Raw genomic sequence first — 20668 nt, 5'->3', positions numbered from 1 at the left:
ATTGATGTCGCAGATGCGCCAGCTGACCGAGGGGGCAGAGATGTCGTCGTGCCCGAGCTGTGAGGAGCCGCTGGAGAGCGGCGACCTCTACTGCGGCGCGTGCGGGTTCGATCTGTCGGCCGCTCCCGAGCCGGTCTCCGCCGACGACCACCCGACGATCGCCATCAACGGAGCCGCCCCGCAAGGCGGTTCGGCCCCCCAGGCCCCTCAGGCCCCTCAGGCCCCGGAGGTTCCGCAGGAGCCGGCGGCCTCCGTCCAGTGGCCCGAGGCACCCGACGCGAGCACCAGCACCCACCACCCCGGCGAGCTGCGCGGCACCGACTCCTCGGGCGGCGAGCTGCCCGGCGCCGGCGCCCCGGCCGCCGAGCCCGCAGCAGCCGTGCGCTTCGACCACCCTCAGGGCGCCGACGAGTACGCGCTGCAGGCCCCCGATCCCCGTACGGTCGCACCTGCCGCGGCCACTCCCCCGGCCGGTACCAAGCTCTGCGTCGCCTGCCGTACAGGCACGGTCGACCAGGACGGCTACTGCGAGCACTGCGGGCACGCCCAGCCGCGCGAACGCGACCACATGGAGCGGGAGTTGGACGCCGTCGCGGCGGTCAGCGACCGGGGCCTGCGCCACCATCGCAACGAGGACGCGTTCGCCGTGTCCGCGACCGCGCTGCCCGACGGTTCGCCCGCGGTCGTCGCGATCGTCTGCGACGGGGTGTCCTCGGCGACCCGCCCGGACGAGGCCTCGGCCGCCGCCTCGCAGGCCGCCAACGAGTCGCTGCTCGCCTCCCTGCCGCGCGGCACCCACCCGCAGCAGGCCATGCACGACGCGATCATCGCGGCCTCCGACGCGGTCAACTCCCTTGCGCAGGACCCCGCGCACGCCCGCGAGCACGACCCGCACCGCCACCAGAACGCCCCGGCCTGCACCCTCGTCGGCTCGGTGATCGCCGGCGGGCTCCTGGTCGTCGGCTGGGTCGGCGACTCCCGCGTGTACTGGGTGCCCGAGGACCGCACCGCCCCCGCGGCCCGGCTCACCGAGGACGACTCCTGGGCCGCGCAGATGGTGGCCGCGGGACTGATGAACGAGGAAGAGGCGTACGCGGACGAGCGCGCCCACGCCATCACGGGCTGGCTCGGCGCGGATGCGTACGAACTCGAGCCGCACACCGCTTCCTTCAAGCCGGACCGTGCGGGTGTAGTGGTGGTGTGCACCGACGGACTGTGGAACTACGCGGAGGGCGCGGCGGAGATGGCCGCCGTGGTACCGGCCGACGCGGCCGAGCGCCCGCTGCACTGCGCGCAGGTCCTGGTCGGTCACGCGCTGGACGGCGGGGGCCACGACAACGTAACAGTGGCGGTACTGCCGTTCTCGCTCACACCTCAAGGGGCAGGATCGGCCTGAGACGGGCGCCGCGCCGGGGGCGCGGTACCCACACAACTCGGTTCATGTCGGCACGAAGTGCCGTCCAGGCCTGCCCGCGAGGGACGTCAGGACGGCACGGTACTGCTGAGGGGGGAACACAACAGCATGGCGAATTTCTCGAAGTCGAACGTTCCGCAGTTCTCGGTGGAGGTCTATCAGAACGAGTACCTGCCCGAGGGCGGTCGTGAAGTCAACGCGATCGTCACCGTGACCTCGACCGGCGGCGGCACCGTCGGCGGCACGGCGGTGCGCGCGTACGCGGCGGGCAGCACACCGGACGCCGCGGTGGCGATCATGGTGGACTGCTCGGGCTCGATGGACTACCCGCCGACCAAGATGCGCAACGCCCGCGACGCCACGGCCGCGGCGATCGACACCCTGCGCGACGGGGTGCACTTCGCGATCATCGGCGGTACGCATGTGGCCAAGGAGGTCTACCCGGGCGGCGGTCAGCTCGCGGTGGCCGACGACCGCACCCGCGACCAGGCCAAGCAGGCCCTGCGCAAGCTCAGCGCGGGCGGCGGCACGGCGATCGGCACCTGGCTGAAGCTGGCGGACCGGCTGCTCGCCTCGGCCGACGTCTCCATACGCCACGGGATCCTGCTCACCGACGGACGCAACGAGCACGAGTCGCCTGAGGACCTGAAGGCCGCGCTCGACGCCTGCGCGGGCCGCTACACCTGTGACGCCCGCGGCGTGGGGACGGACTGGGAGGTCAAGGAGGTCACCGGGATCGCCTCGGCGTTGCTCGGCACCGCCGACATCGTCGCCGACCCGGCCGGGCTCGCCGCCGACTTCACGCAGATGATGGAGGCGGCCATGGGCAAGGAGGTCGCCGATGTGGCGCTGCGCCTGTGGACGCCGGTGGGCACGGAGATCAAGTTCGTGAAGCAGGTCGCGCCGACCGTCGAGGAGCTGACCTCGCGGCGCACCGAGGCGGGCCCGCGGGCCGGCGACTACCCGACCGGCTCCTGGGGCGACGAGTCCCGCGACTATCACGTCTGCGTTCAGGTCCCGAACGCCGATCTCGGCCAGGAGATGCTGGCAGCGCGGGTCTCCCTGGTGGTGCCGCAGAGCGACGGCGGCGTACAGACCCTGTCGCAGGGGCTCGTACGGGCTGTGTGGACGGACGACATGGCGGCGTCCACGTCGATCAACCCGCAGGTGGCCCACTACACCGGGCAGGCCGAGCTGGCGCAGGTCATCCAGCAGGGTCTGGAGGCACGCAAGGCCGGCGACATGGACGGGGCAACGGCCAAGCTGGGCAGGGCAGTTCAGCTCGCGGCGGCCTCCGGGAACGAGGACACTGCGAAACTGCTTGCGAAGGTGGTCGACGTCGAGGATGCCGCGACAGGTACTGTGCGATTGAAGGCGAAGGTCGAGGACGCCGACGAGATGACTCTCGAAACCCGGTCGACCAAGACGGTTCGCGTCAAGAAGTGAACACAGCGCGACGGCATGGCAACGGGCCGTGACGGTAAGGCTCTTGGGCACACCTCGCGGTATGCCTTGAGTGACGCGCCGAGTACCGGACGTACCGGAAGGTACAGACTCAGCGGCCACGCGCCGTAGAAGGAGAGGGGGAAGCGCCGACATGCCGACCTGCCCGAACGGACACCAGTCGGGTTCCGACGACTGGTGCGAGGTCTGCGGCCACCGCATGACCGGTGCGAGCGCGCCCTCCGGCGCCGTCCCCCCGCCCCCGCCGCCCCCGGGCGCCGGTTACGGCTATCCGCAGCAGAACCAGCAGGGCGGCTACGGCTACCCGGGCCCCGGCCAGGAGGGTGGCTACGGCTACCCGCAGACGCAGCAGCCGGCCGCGCCGCCGCAGCTGTGCCCGCAGTGCCAGACCCCGCGTGAGGCCAACGAGCCGTTCTGCGAGGAATGCCGCTGGAACTTCCTCACCAACACCGCGACCTCGTACACCCCCGCGGCCCCGCGCCAGCCCGTGCCCGGCATCAATCTGCCGCCGGGCTTCCAGGCCCAGCGCCCGGGCGGCGAGTACACGAGCTCGCGCCCTTCGCAGATGAACCGTCCGGCCGAGCCCCTGCACCCGGACCCGAACGGTCCGGGCGGCCCGTTCGGCGGTCCCGGCTCGGGGCAGAACGGTCCGGGCGGAGGCCAGCACGGCCCCGGTCCGGGTCAGAACGGTCCGGGCGGCCCGATGGGCGGCCCCCATACGGGAGCCGGCGGTCCGATGGGCGGCCCGCCGCCCCCGCCGCCCGCGCAGGGCTACCAGCAGACCGGCCCCGGTGCGCCCATGGGCACCCAGGGCGACGACGACTGGATGCTGCCGCCGCCGTCGCACCAGACCGCGCCTCCGGTCCAGCACCCGCTGGCCGGCGGTGGCTACCCGGCGCCGCAGCAGCAGGCTCCGGCCGGCTGGGTCGCGGTGATCGGTCCCGACCGCGAGTACTTCATGGCGATGATGCACCGCAGCGGTCCGGAGGCGGCGAGCCTCAACCTGCCCGCGTACTCCCCGGAGCAGGAGCGCAGACTCACGGGCAACCAGCTCACCATCGGCCGCCGCCGCCACTCCACGGGCGAGATCCCGGACATCGACCTCTCGGTCCCGCCGGAGGACCCGGGCGTCTCGCACCAGCACGCGGTCCTGGTCCAGCAGCCGGACGGCAGCTGGGCGGTCGTCGACCAGAACTCGACGAACGGCACCACGGTCAACGGCGGTGAAGAACCGATCCAGCCGTTCGTCCCGGTCCCGCTCCAGGACGGCGACAGGGTCCACGTGGGCGCCTGGACGACGATCACTCTGCGCCGCGGATAGCTCCACCCGACTCCCCACGCCCGGCTTCCCGTCCTACGGGAGGCCGGGCGTCGGCGCGTGCACCTCGGACTACCCCAGCCCCCACACATAGGGGCCAGAGGGATCGTCCAGCCAAGCCCACACCGCCCCCGAGGACACCGTCACCCCGAACCGCTCCCGCGCAGGCCGCCCCTCCCGCCGCCACAGAGCGAACGCCTCCTCCGGATCCAGCGCACCCCCGGTGAGGGCGAGCAGGAACCGGAAGAGCTCGTCCTGGACGATCCGCCGCGGCAGCGAGGACGTGTACCGCGGGCGCTCGGCCTGCCCGGTGTCACCGCGCAGCGGCACGAAGTACGCGGGCGTGGACAGAAACCGCCCCTCCGCATGCGTGGCGTCGCGCACCGAGAGCGCGATCAGACCCGTCGCCAGCGGCGCCAGGATCCGCGCCCCCGGCCGGCACTGGTCGAGCCACGCCTGCGGGATCGTCGACATGGTGCAGGTCGCGATGATCCGGTCGTAGGGCGCACGGGCCGCGCATCCGCGCGCACCGTCGCCCGTGACGACCGCCGGCCGGTAGCCGGCCCGCTCCAGATGGCGCCGGGCCGCCTCGGTGATCTCCGGTTCGAGATCGACCGTGGTGACCAGCTCGTCGCCGAGGCGGTGCGCGAGCAGCGCCGCGTTGTAGCCGGTGCCCGCGCCGATCTCCAGGACCGACTGCCCGTCGTGGACGTCGAGTTCGGCCAGCATCTTCGCCATCAGCGAGGGCTGGCTGCTGGAGGAGACCAGATCACCGTCGCGCACCCGGGTGGCCAGCGGGGTGTCCGCATAGACCCCGTTGAGCCAGCGGGCCCGGCGGGCAGGGTTGGGGTCCTCGCCCCACAGCCGTTCGTAGCCGCCGGCGACCGAGGCGTAGTAGTACGGCACGAACAGGTGCCGCGGCACCTCCGTGAACGCCGCCCGCCACCGCGGCTCGCCCTCGAACGCCCCGCTCGCCTCGATCTCCCGCACCAGACCGGCCCGCGCCGCAGCGGCGGGATCCGCATCGCCCGGCGGTACGGGCGAAAGCGGCTCCTGCGGAGAGGGCTGCAGCGGCCGGGGCCCGGGGGTTGGGGGCTCGGGCGGCGTGGGCTCGGGTTCGTGGGGCGCACCCATATACCCACTGTGCTGCGATTTGCTCCTGGATGCGAGGCCCCGCGCCCGCCCGGTCGCCTGGACAGGAGTCCTAGTCCCCCGGTCTTCGGCCGGGGTGTCTGAGACCATGGAGGGGTGAACGAGATCCCGCGCGGCACGCTTCAGGAGCAGACCTTCTACGAGCAGGTCGGTGGCGAGGAGACCTTCCGGCGCCTGGTGCACCACTTCTACCAGGGAGTCGCCGGGGACCCGCTGCTCAAGCCGATGTACCCGGAAGAGGACCTCGGTCCGGCCGAGGAGCGGCTCGCGCTGTTCCTGATGCAGTACTGGGGCGGCCCCCGCACGTACAGCGACAACCGAGGCCACCCGCGCCTGCGCATGCGCCATGCCCCGTTCAAGGTGGACCAGGCCGCGCACGACGCCTGGCTGAAGCACATGCGCGCGGCGGTCGACGAGCTGGGACTCTCCGAGGAGCACGACCGCACGCTCTGGAACTACCTGACGTACGCGGCCGCTTCGATGGTCAACACCGCGGGCTGATCCGGGAAGCACCCCGCTGCCGATCCGGAAGGCACCCCCACTCCTGATCCGGGAAGCACCCCGCTTCCGGAATGCGGCGTCCCGTACCCGCAATGCGATCACGATCTGGTCAAGTTCGGCCAGAGAGCGGTTTCCCTACCCGTATCCGACCTGAAAGAGTCACGGCTCAGGGCTAAGAGCGCCAGTTCGTTCGGTGCTCGAAGGGAGCGGGGGCTCCGCCCAGGGGACGGGGACCGGTGATCGGGTGACGGGGTTCATCTTTCTGCGAGTGCGTGCCCACCGCCTGCTGCTCGTGGCAGCACTTCTCGCGGTCCTCCTCACCACCTCGGTCCTCGCCACGCTCACCGCCTTCTCGGGCGCGATCGGCGATGCCTCCCTGCGCCACTCCCTGCTGAACCGGTCCGCCGCACCGGCCTCCTTGGTCGTACGGACGGAAGTCGAGCCCGGGGAACGGGCCGCGGTCGAGCAGCAGGTCGAGGCCGGTGCACGGCGCGTGTTCGACGGCCTGCCGGTCTCCCTGCTCTCGTACGAGAAGTCCGGCCCGTATTCGCTGCCGCTCTCGCTCCAGGCGCCGGGCAACCGCTCGGAAGACCCCGATCTCACGCATCTCGGCGCTCTGGACCGCTCCAGGATCCGGCTGGTCGACGGCGCCTGGCCGAAGGCCGCGGACAAGGGCCCGATCCAGGTGGCGCTCCCCGAAGTCGCCGCCAAGGAACTGGACTTGGCCCCGGGCGGCCCGCCCGTGAAGCTCACGGACCGGCTTGACGGTCCGTCAGTGACCGTCCAGGTGACCGGGGTCTACCAACCCAAGGACTCCACCGAGCCGTACTGGCAGGTCGACGAGCTGAACGGACGCGGGGTCCGCAAGCTGGACTTCACCACGTACGGGCCGCTCCTGACCGACCCGGCCACGTTCGCCCAGAGCCGCGTGGAGCGCGGTGACAGCGTCTGGCTGGCGCGCGCCGACTTCCGCGGCGTACAGGTGGACCGCATACCGGAGTTGAAGCGCGCGGCCGAGCAGAACAGCGCCCGGTTCGAGAAGATCTCCGGGATCACCTCGAGTCTCACCGCGGACACCCAGCTGCCCGATGTACTCGAACGCGCCGAGCGCTCCCTTCTCGTGGCCCGCTCGACTCTCCTGATCGTCGCGCTCCAGCTGATCCTCCTCGCCGGATACGCGCTGCTCCTGGTGGCACGGCTGCTGTCCTCCGAGCGGGCCGGGGAGACGGATCTCCTGGTGGCGCGCGGTGGTTCGCGCGGCCGTGTCGCCTGGTTCTCGGCGGCCGAGTCGCTGCTCCTCGCCGTGCCGGCCGCGCTGATCGCCCCGCTGCTCGCGGGCCCGTTGACGAGACTGCTCGCCGGTCAGGGGGCTCTCGCCCGGATCGGGATCGAGCTGGAGGTCGCCCCCACTCTCACCGTATGGCTGGTGGCCCTGGTGGTTGCGCTCGGCTGCGCCGCCGCGGTGATCGCGCCCGCGCTGTCGTTCACGGGCATGCGCCGCGCGGTCCGCGCGAAGTCCCTGCCGGCTCCGGTCCGCGCGGGTGCTGACGTGGGCCTGCTGGTGATCGCAGCCGTCGCGTACTGGCAGCTGGACCGCCAGACGTCCGGCGGCGGTGTGCTCAGCGGCGACGCCGAGGGCAACCTCGGCATCGATCCACTGCTCGTCGGCGCCCCCGCGCTCGCCCTGCTCGCCGGCACGATCCTGACGCTGCGGCTGCTGCCGCCGGCCGCGAAGCTCGGCGAGCGCCGGGCCACCAAGGCGCGCGGTCTGCCCAGTGCGCTGGCCGGCTGGCAGCTGAGCCGGCGCCCGTTGCGCGGTGCCGGGCCCGTGCTGCTCCTGGTGCTCGCGGTCGCGATGGGGATGCTGGCGATCGGCCAGGGCGCCTCGTGGGACCGCTCGCAGGAGGACCAGGCGGACTTCCGTGCCGGCACCGACCTGCGGGTCCAGGGGGGCCGGATACCCGCGGCGGCCCGGGACAAGGTGTACTCCTCGATTCCCGGCGTGAAGGAGGCGGCCCCCGCCTCGCGCAGCTCCATGGAACTGTCGGGAGGCCGCTCGGCGGGCATCCTCGCCCTCGACATGCGGCAGGCGGCCGACGGCCTGCTGCTCCGTGACGACCTGGGCAGCCCCGGGGAGTTGCGGGACCTGCTGACCACGAAGCCGTCCTCGCACGGCGTGCGGATCCCGGCCGGCACACAGAAGATCGCGTTCACGGTACGGATCGACTCCGACAAGCCGACGAAGTCCGCGCCCGCCTCGGTGACCGCCCAGGTCCAGGACCGCTACGGCAACGCGCAGGGGCTGCCGCTCGGAAAGGTGCCCGCCGACGGGCGCACGCACACGGTCGGTGCCGAGCTCACCGCGACCGGACCGTTCACCCTGTCGGGGTTCGCTCTCGATGTGACCCCCTCCACCGGGGCGGCGGAGAAGCACAGGTTCGCGGTCACCTCGGTCGAGGCCGACGGCGCGGCGATCACCCCGCCCGCGCAGACGACGTGGCTGGGCATCGCGCAGGATGCGAACGCCGATCCGTACGCGCCGCCGGCCGCTCTGGTGGTCCTGAAGACCGGTACGGACAAGTCCGCGCCCATCTCGGCCTCGTACGACGTGCCGGGCGCCTCGGACGGGATCGCGCTGCGGGGCGTGGAGATCGACTCCGCACGCCCCGATGCCCCGGTGCCCGGCGCCGTCGTGACGGAGCGCTTCGCCGAGTCGAGCGGAGCGGAGCTCGGCTCCTCGGTCGATCTGCCGCTGGGCAGCGCGCCGTTGCGCGTAAAGGTCGTCAAGGTGGTGTCCGATCTGCCGACCGTCACCGCGAACGGCGGTGCGGTCCTTGTCGATCTGCGCGCCGTCAACGAGGCGCTCACTGCGGACAACAGGGCCGCGCTGGCCTCCGGCGAGTGGTGGCTCACCGCCGAGCCCGGCAAGGCCGGACAGGTGGCCGACGAGCTGCGGTCACGGGCCGACACCGACCCCGAACAGGTCATCGCCCGGCCGGAGATCGCCCAGGAGCTGCGCGACGACCCGCTCGGCGCGGGCCCCCAGTCGGCCCTGCTCGCGGTGGCCCTGGTCGCCGCGGCGCTGGCGGCGGTGGGCTTCGCCGTCAGCGCGGCCGGATCGCTCAGGGAGCGGGCCGCGGAGTTCTCGGTCCTGCGCGCACTCGGCACTCCGCAGCGTCAGCTCGCGCGTCTGATCGCCGCCGAACAGGGCGTCCTCATCGGGCTCGCCCTGCTCGTCGGGCTCGCGCTCGGCGCCGTACTGACGCGTGCCGTCGTGCCGTTGATCGTGCTGACCGGCGAGGCGAGCAAGCCCGTGCCCTCGGTTCTGGTGGAGCTGCCGCCGGTCCGGGTGGCGCTGCTGCTCGCGGCGGTCGCGGTCGTCCCGCTGCTCGTCGTCGCGGCGATCGCGCTGCGGCGGACCGATCCCGTGGTCTCGCTTCGCCATGAAGGGGGCAACTGACATGGCGCCCAAGGCCGTCGCGCCGTGGGTCCGCACGCGGTTGCGCGCGGCCCCGCACGCGGCGGCTGCGGTCGGGGCGCTCGTGCTCACCACCTCGTTCCTCACCGCCGTGTTCCCGCGGGCGGTGGACGCCTACGAGACGGGCGGGCTCAGGGCCGCGGTGAACAATGCCAGGCCGGAGCAGCGCGCCATCGAAGTCTCGGTGATGAGCAGCGACCAAGGGAGCCTGGCCCAGCCGGGAATGCCGGCCGGCCTGCAGTCAGAGGTCCTCGGACTGCTGCCCCCCGCGCTCGCCCCCGACCGGGCCGGTGCCTCGCACGGCGTGGAGACGGTCCGCCCCTGGAAGGCGCCGCTCAACGGCTGGCTCCCGCGCCGGTACGGTGCCGTCGCGCCCAGGTTCACGCTCGCCGCGCAGGCCGAGGTGGCGAGCCACTCCCGTACGGTCGAAGGCCGGCTGCCGCGCGGCGAGGGCATCACCGCGCGGAGCACCGCGACCGAGGCAGCGGTGACCGAGCAGACCGCGCGGACCTTGAACATCGAGGTCGGCGCGGTGATCAACTTCCAGAAGCCGGACAATACGCTGCTGAGCGTGCGGGTCACCGGCATCGTCGAGCCGCTTGATCCCCAGGGCAGTTACTGGTCGCACGAGCCGGTCCTGCGGACCCCCACGGTCGCGGCCGACGACGCGATCACGGCGCGCAACACGTACTGGCACGGGGGGCTCCTGCTCGCGCCCGAAGCCGCACCGTTCCTGCTCACGGCCGACTGGAGCGCACGCGTCTACACCCGCGTTCCGCCCAGGGTCGGCTCCTGGGACGCGGCCGGCCTGCCCGCGCTGGAGCGACAGCTGGCCTCCCTCACCAGCGGCCCCCTGCACGCCCGGCTGACCGACATCGTCTCCCCCGAGGTCTCGGTCACCACCGGACTCGGTGAACTCGTCACCGACTTCCGCGCCCTGCGCTCGGCGATCACCCCCATCACCCGGGTCGCGGTGTACGGCATCGCCGCCGTCGCCCTCGTCGTCGTACTGATGACCGGTGCCCTGCTCGCCACCCGGCGCGCCGCCGAGCTCTCCCTGCTGCGCTCCCGCGGCGGCTCGCTGCGCGGCATCGCGGGCCGGGTGTGCGCGGAGACCGCGGTGGTGGCGGTGCCGGCGGCCGCGGCCGGGTGGCTGCTCGCGGTGGCCGTTCGTCCCGAAGGGGCGCTGGGTCCCTCCCTGTTGGCATCGGCCGCGGTGGCCGTGCTTGTCTGCGTCGCGCTGCCGCTTCTCGCCACTGCCCGGCACCGGCGGGTGCGCGGGCACCTCACCCGCGGTGATCTGGTCGCCGCGCGCCCCTCGCCGCGGCGCACGGTCGTGGAGCTGACCGTGCTCGCGCTCGCCGTGGCCGCGGTTCTCGCGCTGCGCCGGCAGGGCACCGGCAGCGGTTCGGACGCGCTGGTGAGTGCGGCTCCGGTCCTTGTCGCGTTGATCGCCGCGGTGCTTCTCGTACGGCTGTATCCGCTGCCGCTGCGCATAGTGGGCCGTCCCCTCGGGCGCGGTCGGGGCGCGGTCGGCTTCCTGTCCCTGGCCCGCGCCGGGCATGCGTCCACCACGCAGGCGCTCCCGCTGCTCGCGCTGATCGTGGCGCTGACGACGGCGGCGTTCGGCGGCTCGGTGCCGGCCGGGGTGGAGAACGCGCGGGACCGGGCCGCCCTGGAGATCGTGGGCGCCGACGTCCGGGTGGACTCACGGCCGAAGGTGCCACTGCCCGACTCGCTCGTACGGCAGGTGGGCGCGCTCGACGGGATCGACGCGGTGGCTTCGGCGTACATCGAGTACGAACTCGTCATGCCGTCCGGCAAACCGGTGGCGCTGATCGCCGTGGACCCGCAGGCCTACGCACGCATCGCCGCGGCCACCGGACTCGGCACGTTCTCGGCGAAGGACCTGACGGCGCCCGCGTCCGGCGCGCAGCCCGCGCTGGTGTCGGCGTCCGTAGCGCAGCGCCTCGGCACCGCCGAGCGTGCCTTCCGGGTGCCCGCGGGTGAGTTCACGATGCGGGTGGCCGGCCTGCTCGACACGACACCGGCCCTGCGCGGACTCGACTTCATCCTCATCGACGCGAGCCGGCTCGAGAAGCCCACGCACACCGTGCTCCTCGCGAACGGCACCGGCTACGACAAGAAGGCGCTGGAGAAGGCCGTCGGCGCGGACACCGACCTCGTCGCCCTGCGGCTGCGCGCCGAGGAACGGGCGGCCCTCACCGACTCGCCTCTGCAGACCGGCGCCGAGGCCTTCTACTCCTTCGCGGTGGCGGCCGGCGCGGGATACGCCGCGCTGACCGTCCTGCTCGCACTGCTGCAGGCCGCCCCCGAACGCACCCAGCTCGTGGCCCGGTTGCGCACCATGGGCCTGGGCAAGGGGCAGGCGCGGCGGCTGCTCGTCCTCGAGGCGCTGCCGCAGGCCCTGCTCGCGGCGGCCGGCGGCACGCTGGTCGCGATGGCGGCGATCTCGCTGCTCGCGCCGGGGCTCGACCTCGGCCGGATCGCGCTGGCCACCCGGGCCCAGGTCTTCGGGGACGTACGACTGCGCGTGGATTACTGGTCGTTGCTGTTGCCCGCGAGCGCCGTGGTGCTGCTCGCCGTCGGTGTCGCCGCCGGCCAGGCGTGGTGGACGGCCCGGCACACCTCGCTGAAGGAACTCATGGCTGGAGAGTCGCGATGACCACTTCCGAGACCGAGAAGAGCACGATGTCGTTGGCGGAGCTGGAGCAGCGGGCCACGGCCCGCCGTGACCGGCCCGCCTACGGCCAGGACGCCCTGATCTCCTGCGACCGGCTGGTCCGCATCTTCACCGCCGACGGCATCGAGGTCCAAGCCCTCCAAGGCCTCGACCTCCTGGTCACCAAAGGCGAGTTGATGGCCCTGGTCGGCGCCTCCGGCAGCGGCAAATCCACCCTGATGAACATCCTCGCCGGCCTCGACGAACCCACCGCCGGCCAGGCGAAGGTCGCCGACTGCGACCTGCTCTCCATGAACGCCAAGGAACGCCTGCGCTACCGCCGCGAAATCGTCGGCTTCGTCTGGCAGCAGACCGCACGCAACCTGCTCCCCTACCTGACCGCCGCCCAGAACGTCGCCCTGCCCATGCAACTACGCGGCGTACGAGGACGCGCCAAAAAGGCAGCCCGCGCACAAGAGTTGCTCGACCTGCTCGGCGTCGGCGAACTCCGCGACCGCCGCCCCGCCCAACTCTCCGGCGGCCAACAACAACGCGTCGCCATCGCCGTCGCCCTCGCCAACGACCCGTCCGTCCTCCTCGCCGACGAACCCACCGGCGAACTCGACTCCACCACCGGCCGCCAGATCTTCGAATCCTTCCGCGCCGCCAACGAAGAACTCGGCACCACCATCGTCATCGTCACCCACGACCAGACGGTTGCCACCGAAGTCCGCCGCACCGTCGCCATCCGCGACGGCCGCACCTCCACCGAGGTCCTGCGCCGCACCCGAGTCGACGAGACCACCGGCGAAGAACACCTCATCGCCCGCGAATACGCCATGCTCGACCGCGCCGGCCGCCTCCAACTCCCCGCCGAATACACCGAAACCCTCGGCATGCGCGACCGCGTCGCCCTCGAACTCGAACCGGACCACATCGGAATATGGCCGGACGACTCGACCGACTAGAAGCGGCCCGGCCGAGCGCCACGGATCCGTATGGCGTGCACAGGAACAACAGGGGGTCGGCCCGGAGCAGCGCGGCCGAAGCGAAGGGACGACTGAGATGAAGACCAGGGCTGTTGCCCCTTGGGTGCGGACCCGGCTCAAGGCCGCTCCGACGCAGGCGCTCGCGCTGGCACTCCTGGTGCTCGTGACCGCGTTCCTCGCGGCGGTGTTCCCGCGCGCCGTGGACACGTACGAGACCGAGGGCCTGCACCGGGCGCTGGCCGATGGAGGGCTGGAGCGCAGCGGGATCGAGATCAGCATGGCGACCGGGGAGTACTTCGCGGCCGCGCCCGAGCAGGCGGTCGACGCCGAGCTCACGCGCCGGTACCAGCCGCACATCCTCGACGAGATGAAGCGCCCGCTGCATCCGGACCGCTCCGAGATCGCCCAGGGCGCGCAGACGAGCCGCCCCAAGACGGCGCTCGACCCCTGGCTGCCGCGGCCCCAGGCCAAGCCCCCCGAGTTCGTGATCTCCACGCAGGACCAGGTGGACCGGCACGCGCGGGTAGTGGCGGGCCGGCTGCCGCAGGGCAAGGGAATCACGGCCGCGAGCAAGCAGGCCGAGGCCGCGGTGACCGTGGCGACGGCCAAGACGCTGAAGATCAAGGTGGGTTCGGTCCTCCACTTCCCCGTCGAGGGCGGCAAGCCGGTGGGCCTGAAGATCACGGGTCTGGTCGAACCGCTCAACCCCCAGGGGAGTTACTGGTCCTTCGATCCCACCCTGCGTACGCCCTCGCTCGCGGTCACCCCTCCATCGCTGGAATCCGTGAAGTACTGGCAGGCGGGCCTGCTGCTCGCACCCGATGCCGCCACGATCCTGCTGGCCATCGACCCCAACCCGCAGGTGTACTGGCGGGTTCCGATCGACGTCGGCGGACTCGGTGTCCCCGATCTGCCGGCGGTCGAGAAGCTGGTCGCGTCCCTGGAAAACGGCCCGGCAACGACCCGGCTGCACGATGCCATCGCCCCCACCGTGTCGGTGAACACCGAACTCGACTCCATCACGGCCGAGTTCACTGCGGCACGCACGGCGATCACCCCCGTGGTGTCGGTCGCGGTGTTCGGCATCGGCGCGGTCGCCCTGGTCGTGCTCCTGATGACCGCCGCGCTCACCGCGTCCCGGCGTACCACCGAGATCACCCTGCTGCGCGCCCGCGGCGGTTCGGTGCGTGGCATCACCACCCGTATCTGCGCCGAGACCGCCGTGGTCGCCGTGCCCGCCGCCGCGCTCGGCTGGTGGCTCGCGACCCTGGTCAGGCCCGACGGACGGCTCATCCCCTCGGTCGCCGGCGCGGCGGCGGTGGCCCTGATCGCCTGTTCCGCCCTTCCGGTACGCGCGGTCGTCGGCCATCTGCGGCTGCGGGCACACGGCGGGCGCGAGGACCTGATCGCCGCCAAGCCTTCGCGGCGCCGCACGGTCGCCGAACTGACCGTGCTCGTCCTGGCCGTGGGCGCGGTGGCCGCGCTGCGCCGGCGCGGCAGCGACGACGCGGACGGGCTGATCAGTGCGGCCCCCGTGATGGTGGCCCTGATCGCCGCGCTGCTGCTCGTACGGCTCTATCCGCTGCCCATCCGCTTCCTGAGCCGGCCCCTGATGCGCCGGCGCGGAGCGATCGGCTTCCTCTCGCTCGCCCGCGCCGGACGCACCTCTGCGGCACAGGCGCTGCCGCTGCTCGCGCTGCTCGTGGCGCTCACCACGGCGGCGTTCGGCGGCTCGGTGATCGCCGGTATCGCCGACGCCCGCGACGAGGCGGCGCTGCAGACGGTCGGCGCGGATGTACGCGTCAACGCGCAGCCCAACAAGGCGCTGCCCGAGGACCTCGCGGACAAGTTGCGCGCCGTGGACGGCATCCGCGAGGTCAGCCCCGTCTACATCGACGCCAATATGCGGATGCCCGACGGCGGCAAGGAGATCAGCCTGATCGCGGTGGACCCCGAGTCGTACGCCCGGCTGTCCGGGCGGACCGGTCTCGGCGCCTTCTCCGCAGGCGAGTTGAAGGCATCGGGCTCCGGTGCCCTGCCCGCGCTCGCCTCGGCGGACGCCGCCAAGCGCCTTGGCCGCGGCGAGCACGAGCTGCGCTCCATCCCGGGCGATTTCACGGCCAAGGTGACGGGGGTCCTGGAGACCACGCCCGCGAGCTTCGGCGCGGAGTTCCTCCTGATCGATGTGAGCGCACTGCCGGAAGCCACCGACAGCGCCCTGTTCGCCACCGGCAGCGACTACGACCGTACGCAGCTGAGCAAGGCGGTGGCCACGGCCGGCCCATCCGTCGCCTTCGAGCAGCGCACGGACCAGCGCGCCACCCTGTCCGACTCCCCGCTGCAGAGCGGTGCCGAGACGGTGTACGGCTTCGCGGTGGCGGCCGGAGCCGGCTATGCGGTGCTCGCCGTCCTGCTCTCCCTGCTGCAGTCGGCCCCCGAACGCACCGCGCTCGTGGCCCGGTTGCGCACGATGGGCCTGGGCAAGGGGCAGGCGCGGCGGCTGCTCGTCCTCGAGGCGCTGCCGCAGGCGCTGCTCGCGGCGGCCGGCGGTGCGCTGGTCGCCCTCGCCGCGATGGAGCTGATCTCGCCGGGACTCGACCTCGGCCGGATCGCCCTCGCCGCGCAGGCCGAGGTCTTCGGCGGCGCACGGCTGCGCATGGATCCCTGGTCCTTGTTGGTGCCGGCGGGCGCGGTGGTGCTCCTCGCCGTCTCGGTCGCCCTCGCACAGGCCTGGTGGACCGCACGGCAGACCTCTCTCACCGAACTCAGGGCTGGAGACGCACGATGACCACTTCCGAGAAGAGTCCCGTGCAGAGTTCCGGTGCGGACTCCGTGTCGTTGGCGGAGCTGGAGCAGCGGGCCACGGCCCGCCGTGACCGGCCCGCCTACGGCCAGGACGCCCTGATCTCCTGCGACCGGCTGGTCCGCATCTTCACCGCCGACGGCATCGAGGTCCAAGCCCTCCAAGGCCTCGACCTCCTGGTCACCAAAGGCGAGTTGATGGCCCTGGTCGGCGCCTCCGGCAGCGGCAAATCCACCCTGATGAACATCCTCGCCGGCCTCGACGAACCCACCGCCGGCCAAGCCAAGGTCGCCGACTGCGACCTGCTCTCCATGAACGCCAAGGAACGCCTGCGCTACCGCCGCGAAATCGTCGGCTTCGTCTGGCAGCAGACCGCACGCAACCTGCTCCCCTACCTGACCGCCGCCCAGAACGTCGCCCTGCCCATGCAACTACGCGGCGTACGCGGACGCGCCAAAAAGGCAGCCCGCGCACAAGAGTTGCTCGACCTGCTCGGCGTCGGCGAACTCCGCGACCGCCGCCCCGCCCAACTCTCCGGCGGCCAACAACAACGCGTCGCCATCGCCGTCGCCCTCGCCAACGACCCGTCCGTCCTCCTCGCCGACGAACCCACCGGCGAACTCGACTCCACCACCGGCCGCCAGATCTTCGAATCCTTCCGCGCCGCCAACGAAGAACTCGGCACCACCATCGTCATCGTCACCCACGACCAGACGGTTGCCACCGAAGTCCGCCGCACCGTCGCCATCCGCGACGGCCGCACCTCCACCGAGGTCCTGCGCCGCACCCGAGTCGACGAGACCACCGGCGAAGAACACCTCATCGCCCGCGAATACGCCATGCTCGACCGCGCCGGCCGCCTCCAACTCCCCGCCGAATACACCGAAACCCTCGGCATGCGCGACCGCGTCGCCCTCGAACTCGAACCGGACCACATCGGAATATGGCCGGATGACTCCAATTAGCCCCTGCGGCGCTTGAGCAGATCCGAGCGAAGCTCGGATGCGGGGTCCAGGGCGAAGCCCCGGTTTCGGGAAGGGGCGGGGTGGGGGAAGAGAAAACCCACCCACCCCAACGGGGAGGCCACTCCTAAAGCGGGGTAACCCCAAGGCCGGGCAACCCGCCCGCCCGCCGCAGCGCAACAGAGCCATACGGCGTCCGTAGCCGCAGCCAAGTGCCCGCAGCCAGAAGCTCCGAGGACGCATCGGGCCGCAACAGCCCGAAGACATACGCCGCGTGGGCGGCCCGCAGCGGAAGGACCGTGGAACCCAGGGTCCGCCCCCAGATCTCCGCCCCGATCCGATCGAGCTCCGCCCGCGTCCGCTTGTCCTCGGGCAACTCCTCGACCCGCCCCTTGAACTCACCGATCGCGGCCTGCACCGCAAGGCCCAACTGCCCGCTGGACGGCAGCCCTTCCTGCTTGCGCCAGCCGCCGCGCGGCGGCAGCATCCCGGCCCACGCGGGCCCGGTGACGGCGTCCGGCACGGCAGCGCCCGCCGGCTCGAGCCGCTCGAGCAACTCCCCCGCCGACACGGTGACATCGAGCTCGGCGGACTCGCCCAGCTCGACCACCCGTACGACCACGACATCGAGAGCGGGGGCCCGGCCGAAGACGGCGAGCGCATGCCCGGCCGCCTGCAGCCGGACCGCCGCGGCCCGGTCGTACTTGAGCAGCCGCTGCAGGAAGGCGGCGAGACCCGCCGCCTCCCCTTCCGCGGCCAGAGGCAGCACGGTCATGCCGCGACAGCCTCGCCTTGCTTCTCGTCGGCGTCATCGGCGTACTCCTCGAGGAACTCGCGCTCCTCGGCGGTGATACGCCGCGGCCGCTGCGCCTCGAAGTCGAACGGCACGATGACGGTCGAGGCCCGCACGTACACGATGTCCTCGTCCTTCACCTCGTACTCGATGGTGAACGAGGCCGCCCGTATCTTCGTGACCCACAGCTCGATGTTCACCGGCCTGTGCCGGTGCACCAACTGCCGCTTGTAGTCGATCTCATGGCGCGCCACGACCGACCCCTGCTGGAAGTCCTTGTCCGGGCGGAACAGGAAGTCGATGCGCGCTTCTTCGAGATACCGGAGAAAGACCACATTGTTGATGTGGCCGTACGCATCCATGTCCGCCCAGCGCAAGGGGCAGGCGTATACGTGGCGTGCCATCAGCCGCGGGTCAGCTTCTTGTACGTGGCACGGTGCGGACGGGCCGCGTCCGGGCCGAGCCGCTCGATCTTGTTCTTCTCGTACGACTCGAAGTTGCCCTCGAACCAGAACCACTTGGAGTCACCCTCGTACGCGAGGATGTGCGTGGCCACTCGGTCCAGGAACCACCGGTCGTGGGAGACGACCACTGCGGCGCCCGGGAAGTCGAGCAGCGCGTTCTCCAGGCTCGACAGGGTCTCGACGTCGAGGTCGTTGGTCGGCTCGTCGAGGAGCAGCAGGTTGCCGCCCTGCTTGAGGGTCAGCGCGAGGTTGAGGCGGTTGCGCTCACCACCGGAGAGCACACCGGCCGGCTTCTGCTGGTCCGGGCCCTTGAAGCCGAAGGCGCTGACGTACGCGCGGGACGGCATCTCGACCTGGCCGACGTTGATGTAGTCCAGCTCGTCCGACACGACCGCCCAGAGGGTCTTCTTGGGGTCGATGTTGGCGCGCGACTGGTCCACGTACGAGATCTTGACCGTGTCGCCGACCTTGATCTCGCCGGAGTCCGGCGTCTCCAGGCCCTGGATCATCTTGAACAGCGTGGTCTTGCCCGCACCGTTCGGACCGATGACGCCCACGATGCCGTTGCGCGGCAGCGTGAAGCTCAGGTCGTCGATGAGCACCTTGTCGCCGAAGGCCTTCGAGAGGTTGTTGACCTCGACGACGATCGAGCCCAGACGCGGGCCCGGCGGAATCTGGATCTCCTCGAAGTCCAGCTTCCGCATCTTGTCGGCCTCGGCCGCCATCTCCTCGTAACGGGCGAGACGGGCCTTGGACTTGGCCTGCCGCCCCTTGGCGTTGGAGCGGACCCACTCGAGCTCTTCCTTGAGCCGCTTCTGCCGCTTCTCGTCCTTCTTGCCCTCGACCTTGAGGCGCTCGGACTTGCGCTGCAGATACGTGGAGTAGTTGCCCTCGTAGGGGATCGCGCGGCCGCGGTCCAGCTCGAGGATCCACTCGGCGACGTTGTCCAGGAAGTACCGGTCGTGGGTGATGGCCACGACGGTGCCGCTGTACTGGGCGAGGTGCTGCTCCAGCCAGTTCACGGACTCGGCGTCGAGGTGGTTGGTGGGCTCGTCGAGGAGGAGCAGGTCCGGGGCCTCGATCAGCAGACGGCAGAGCGCGACGCGGCGCTTCTCACCACCGGAGAGGTTGGTGACGGGCCAGTCGCCGGGCGGGCAGCCCAGGGCGTCCATGGCCTGCTCCAGCTGGGCGTCCAGGTCCCACGCGTTGGCGTGGTCCAGGTCCTCCTGGAGCTTGCCCATCTCCTCCATCAGCTCGTCGCTGTAGTCGGTGGCCATGAGCTCGGCCACCTCGTTGAAGCGCTTGAGCTTGCCCATGATCTCGGCGGCGCCGTCCTGCACGTTCTCCAGGACCGTCTTGGACTCGTCGAGCTCGGGCTCCTGCATGAGGATGCCGACGCTGTAGCCGGGCGACAGGAAGGCATCACCGTTGGACGGCTGCTCGATGCCGGCCATGATCTTCAGCACGGTCGACTTACCCGCACCGTTGGGACCGACCACACCGATCTTCGCGCCGGGCAGGAAGTTCAAGGTGACGTCATCAAGAATCACCTTGTCGCCGTGCGCCTTGCGCGTCTTGCGCATGGTGTAGATGAACTCAGCCAAGAGAAACCGTCCGGCAAACTGGAAGTGGGCAGATACACCCCATCTTGCCTGACGGCTACCCCTCGGGGGAAACCGGTATGGTCCGACCCCCTTGACCTGGGCATCCCTCGATCCTGGCCTGTAGTTGCCCTGTCACTGCCGGTCGCCACCGATCGCCTCGTGCACCTCACGCGGCCCACAACCGGCCCGAAGCGCGCGTGCCTCCGCCTCTGCCCGGAACCAACCCTGGCTGAACCCTTCGGAGTCGAGCGCCGCGTCCCCGACGCCTACGGCATCCCGGGCCAGCCATCGCCGACTCACGCCGGAGCGGCAACACCGACGGGCCTCAGCCAGACGGGCCTCAGCAGACGGGCCTCAGCAGACGGCCCTCAGCCGACAGGACGCGGCAGCACAGCAAGAGCCGTGCGGGCGATGCCGGTCAGGGTCTCCTCGGTCGCCCCGGCCTTGCCCAGCGCTTCGATGCCGCGCAGCACGGCGAGCACCAGCGCAGCCAGGCTGCCCGGATCCGCGTCCGCGGCGATGTCGCCATGGCGCTGACACGCCTTGATGTCGTCCTCGATGAGCGACTTCAGCGCCTCCATGGCCGCGCACGCCCGCTTGGCCACCACCTCGTCGTGCTCGGCCAGCTCGGCAGCGGCCTTGGCCAACAGGCATCCGCGATGTGCGGTGTCCGCGGCCGTCGCCGCCGCCACCGCGTACACATGGGCGGACAGCCGCGCATAGGCGTCCGCGTCATCGCCGCGCAGCTGCCGGCCCACGGCGTCGACGAACGTGCCGCAGTGATCGTCGAACACGCGGCGGAACAACTCCTGCTTCCCGCCGAAGGCCCCGTACAGGCTGCCCTTGCCGAGCCCTGTCGCCTCGGCGATGTCTTCCATGCGCGTGGCGGCGTACCCGCCCGACCAGAACCGCTCCCGCGCAGCGTCGAGGACCTGCTGCTCATCGAACTTCCTCGGTCGCGCCATGGGGCCAGGCTACGCATTCTTGACCGGTCCGTCCAGAACCCCTAGCGTTATTGACGAACCGGTCCAGAACTGAGGAGT

Annotated in this window: 14 protein-coding genes; 9 read left to right on the top strand and 5 right to left on the bottom strand. The window is 71.6% G+C overall.

Going from position 1 to position 20668, the window contains the following annotated elements; translation table 11 throughout:
* Nucleotides 1-4: 4 nt before the first annotated feature.
* The 3 genes from H9Y04_RS36570 to H9Y04_RS36560 all read left to right on the top strand — a co-directional run bounded on the left by H9Y04_RS36570 (nt 5) and on the right by H9Y04_RS36560 (nt 4199).
* Nucleotides 5-1396 carry a PP2C family protein-serine/threonine phosphatase gene (locus tag H9Y04_RS36570; protein ID WP_438818198.1) on the top strand — a complete coding sequence of 464 codons (1392 nt, stop codon included), beginning with the start codon at nt 5-7 and terminating at the stop codon, nt 1394-1396.
* Between the two features lie 126 nt (nt 1397-1522).
* Nucleotides 1523-2860 carry a vWA domain-containing protein gene (locus tag H9Y04_RS36565; protein ID WP_187818499.1) on the top strand — a complete coding sequence of 446 codons (1338 nt, stop codon included), beginning with the start codon at nt 1523-1525 and terminating at the stop codon, nt 2858-2860.
* A gap of 151 nt (nt 2861-3011) precedes the next feature.
* Entirely contained in the window at nt 3012-4199 is a 1188-nt protein-coding gene (locus tag H9Y04_RS36560) for an FHA domain-containing protein (protein WP_187818498.1), read from the top strand.
* A 69-nt stretch (nt 4200-4268) separates the two neighbouring features.
* Here the strand turns inward: H9Y04_RS36560 and H9Y04_RS36555 are convergent, their stop codons facing one another.
* Nucleotides 4269-5330: a methyltransferase domain-containing protein gene (locus H9Y04_RS36555; protein ID WP_187818497.1), complete on the bottom strand. Its 1062-nt coding sequence runs from the start codon at nt 5328-5330 to the stop codon at nt 4269-4271.
* 114 nt (nt 5331-5444) lie between these two features.
* On the opposite strand from H9Y04_RS36555, the gene H9Y04_RS36550 reads away from it, so the two are divergent.
* The 6 genes from H9Y04_RS36550 (at nt 5445) to H9Y04_RS36525 (ending at nt 16767) form a co-directional block, all read left to right on the top strand.
* Nucleotides 5445-5849, top strand: a complete 405-nt coding sequence (locus H9Y04_RS36550) for a globin (RefSeq protein WP_187818496.1) — start codon at nt 5445-5447, stop codon at nt 5847-5849.
* Between the two features lie 268 nt (nt 5850-6117).
* Nucleotides 6118-9309, top strand: a complete 3192-nt coding sequence (locus H9Y04_RS36545) for an FtsX-like permease family protein (RefSeq protein WP_438818197.1) — start codon at nt 6118-6120, stop codon at nt 9307-9309.
* A gap of 1 nt (nt 9310) precedes the next feature.
* Entirely contained in the window at nt 9311-12013 is a 2703-nt protein-coding gene (locus tag H9Y04_RS36540; protein ID WP_187818494.1) for an FtsX-like permease family protein, read from the top strand.
* Entirely contained in the window at nt 12010-12978 is a 969-nt protein-coding gene (locus tag H9Y04_RS36535; protein ID WP_187818493.1) for an ABC transporter ATP-binding protein, read from the top strand. Before H9Y04_RS36540 ends, H9Y04_RS36535 begins: the two co-directional genes overlap by 4 nt.
* A gap of 97 nt (nt 12979-13075) precedes the next feature.
* Nucleotides 13076-15787 carry an FtsX-like permease family protein gene (locus H9Y04_RS36530; protein ID WP_187818492.1) on the top strand — a complete coding sequence of 904 codons (2712 nt, stop codon included), beginning with the start codon at nt 13076-13078 and terminating at the stop codon, nt 15785-15787.
* Entirely contained in the window at nt 15784-16767 is a 984-nt protein-coding gene (locus H9Y04_RS36525) for an ABC transporter ATP-binding protein (RefSeq protein WP_187818491.1), read from the top strand. Before H9Y04_RS36530 ends, H9Y04_RS36525 begins: the two co-directional genes overlap by 4 nt.
* 124 nt (nt 16768-16891) lie before the next feature.
* Here the strand turns inward: H9Y04_RS36525 and H9Y04_RS36520 are convergent, their stop codons facing one another.
* The 4 genes from H9Y04_RS36520 to H9Y04_RS36505 all read right to left on the bottom strand — a co-directional run bounded on the left by H9Y04_RS36520 (nt 16892) and on the right by H9Y04_RS36505 (nt 20590).
* Entirely contained in the window at nt 16892-17539 is a 648-nt protein-coding gene (locus H9Y04_RS36520; protein WP_187818490.1) for a DUF8185 domain-containing protein, read from the bottom strand.
* Nucleotides 17536-17961, bottom strand: coding sequence for an acyl-CoA thioesterase (locus H9Y04_RS36515; protein WP_187818489.1), 426 nt, complete (start codon nt 17959-17961; stop codon nt 17536-17538). The genes H9Y04_RS36520 and H9Y04_RS36515 overlap by 4 nt, the downstream gene beginning before the upstream one ends.
* A complete protein-coding gene (gene ettA / locus H9Y04_RS36510) occupies nt 17961-19625 on the bottom strand; it encodes an energy-dependent translational throttle protein EttA (RefSeq protein WP_187818488.1) in 1665 nt (554 codons plus the stop codon). The genes H9Y04_RS36515 and ettA overlap by 1 nt, the downstream gene beginning before the upstream one ends.
* Nucleotides 19626-19993: 368 nt before the next feature.
* A complete protein-coding gene (locus tag H9Y04_RS36505; RefSeq protein ID WP_187818487.1) occupies nt 19994-20590 on the bottom strand; it encodes a TetR/AcrR family transcriptional regulator in 597 nt (198 codons plus the stop codon).
* Nucleotides 20591-20668 lie beyond the last annotated feature (78 nt).

The sequence above is a fragment of the Streptomyces polyasparticus genome (assembly GCF_014493765.1).
Taxonomy (GTDB): domain Bacteria; phylum Actinomycetota; class Actinomycetes; order Streptomycetales; family Streptomycetaceae; genus Streptomyces; species Streptomyces polyasparticus.
The sequence above is the reverse complement of the archived record's forward strand: the minus strand, read 5'-3'. Positions and strand labels throughout refer to the sequence as shown.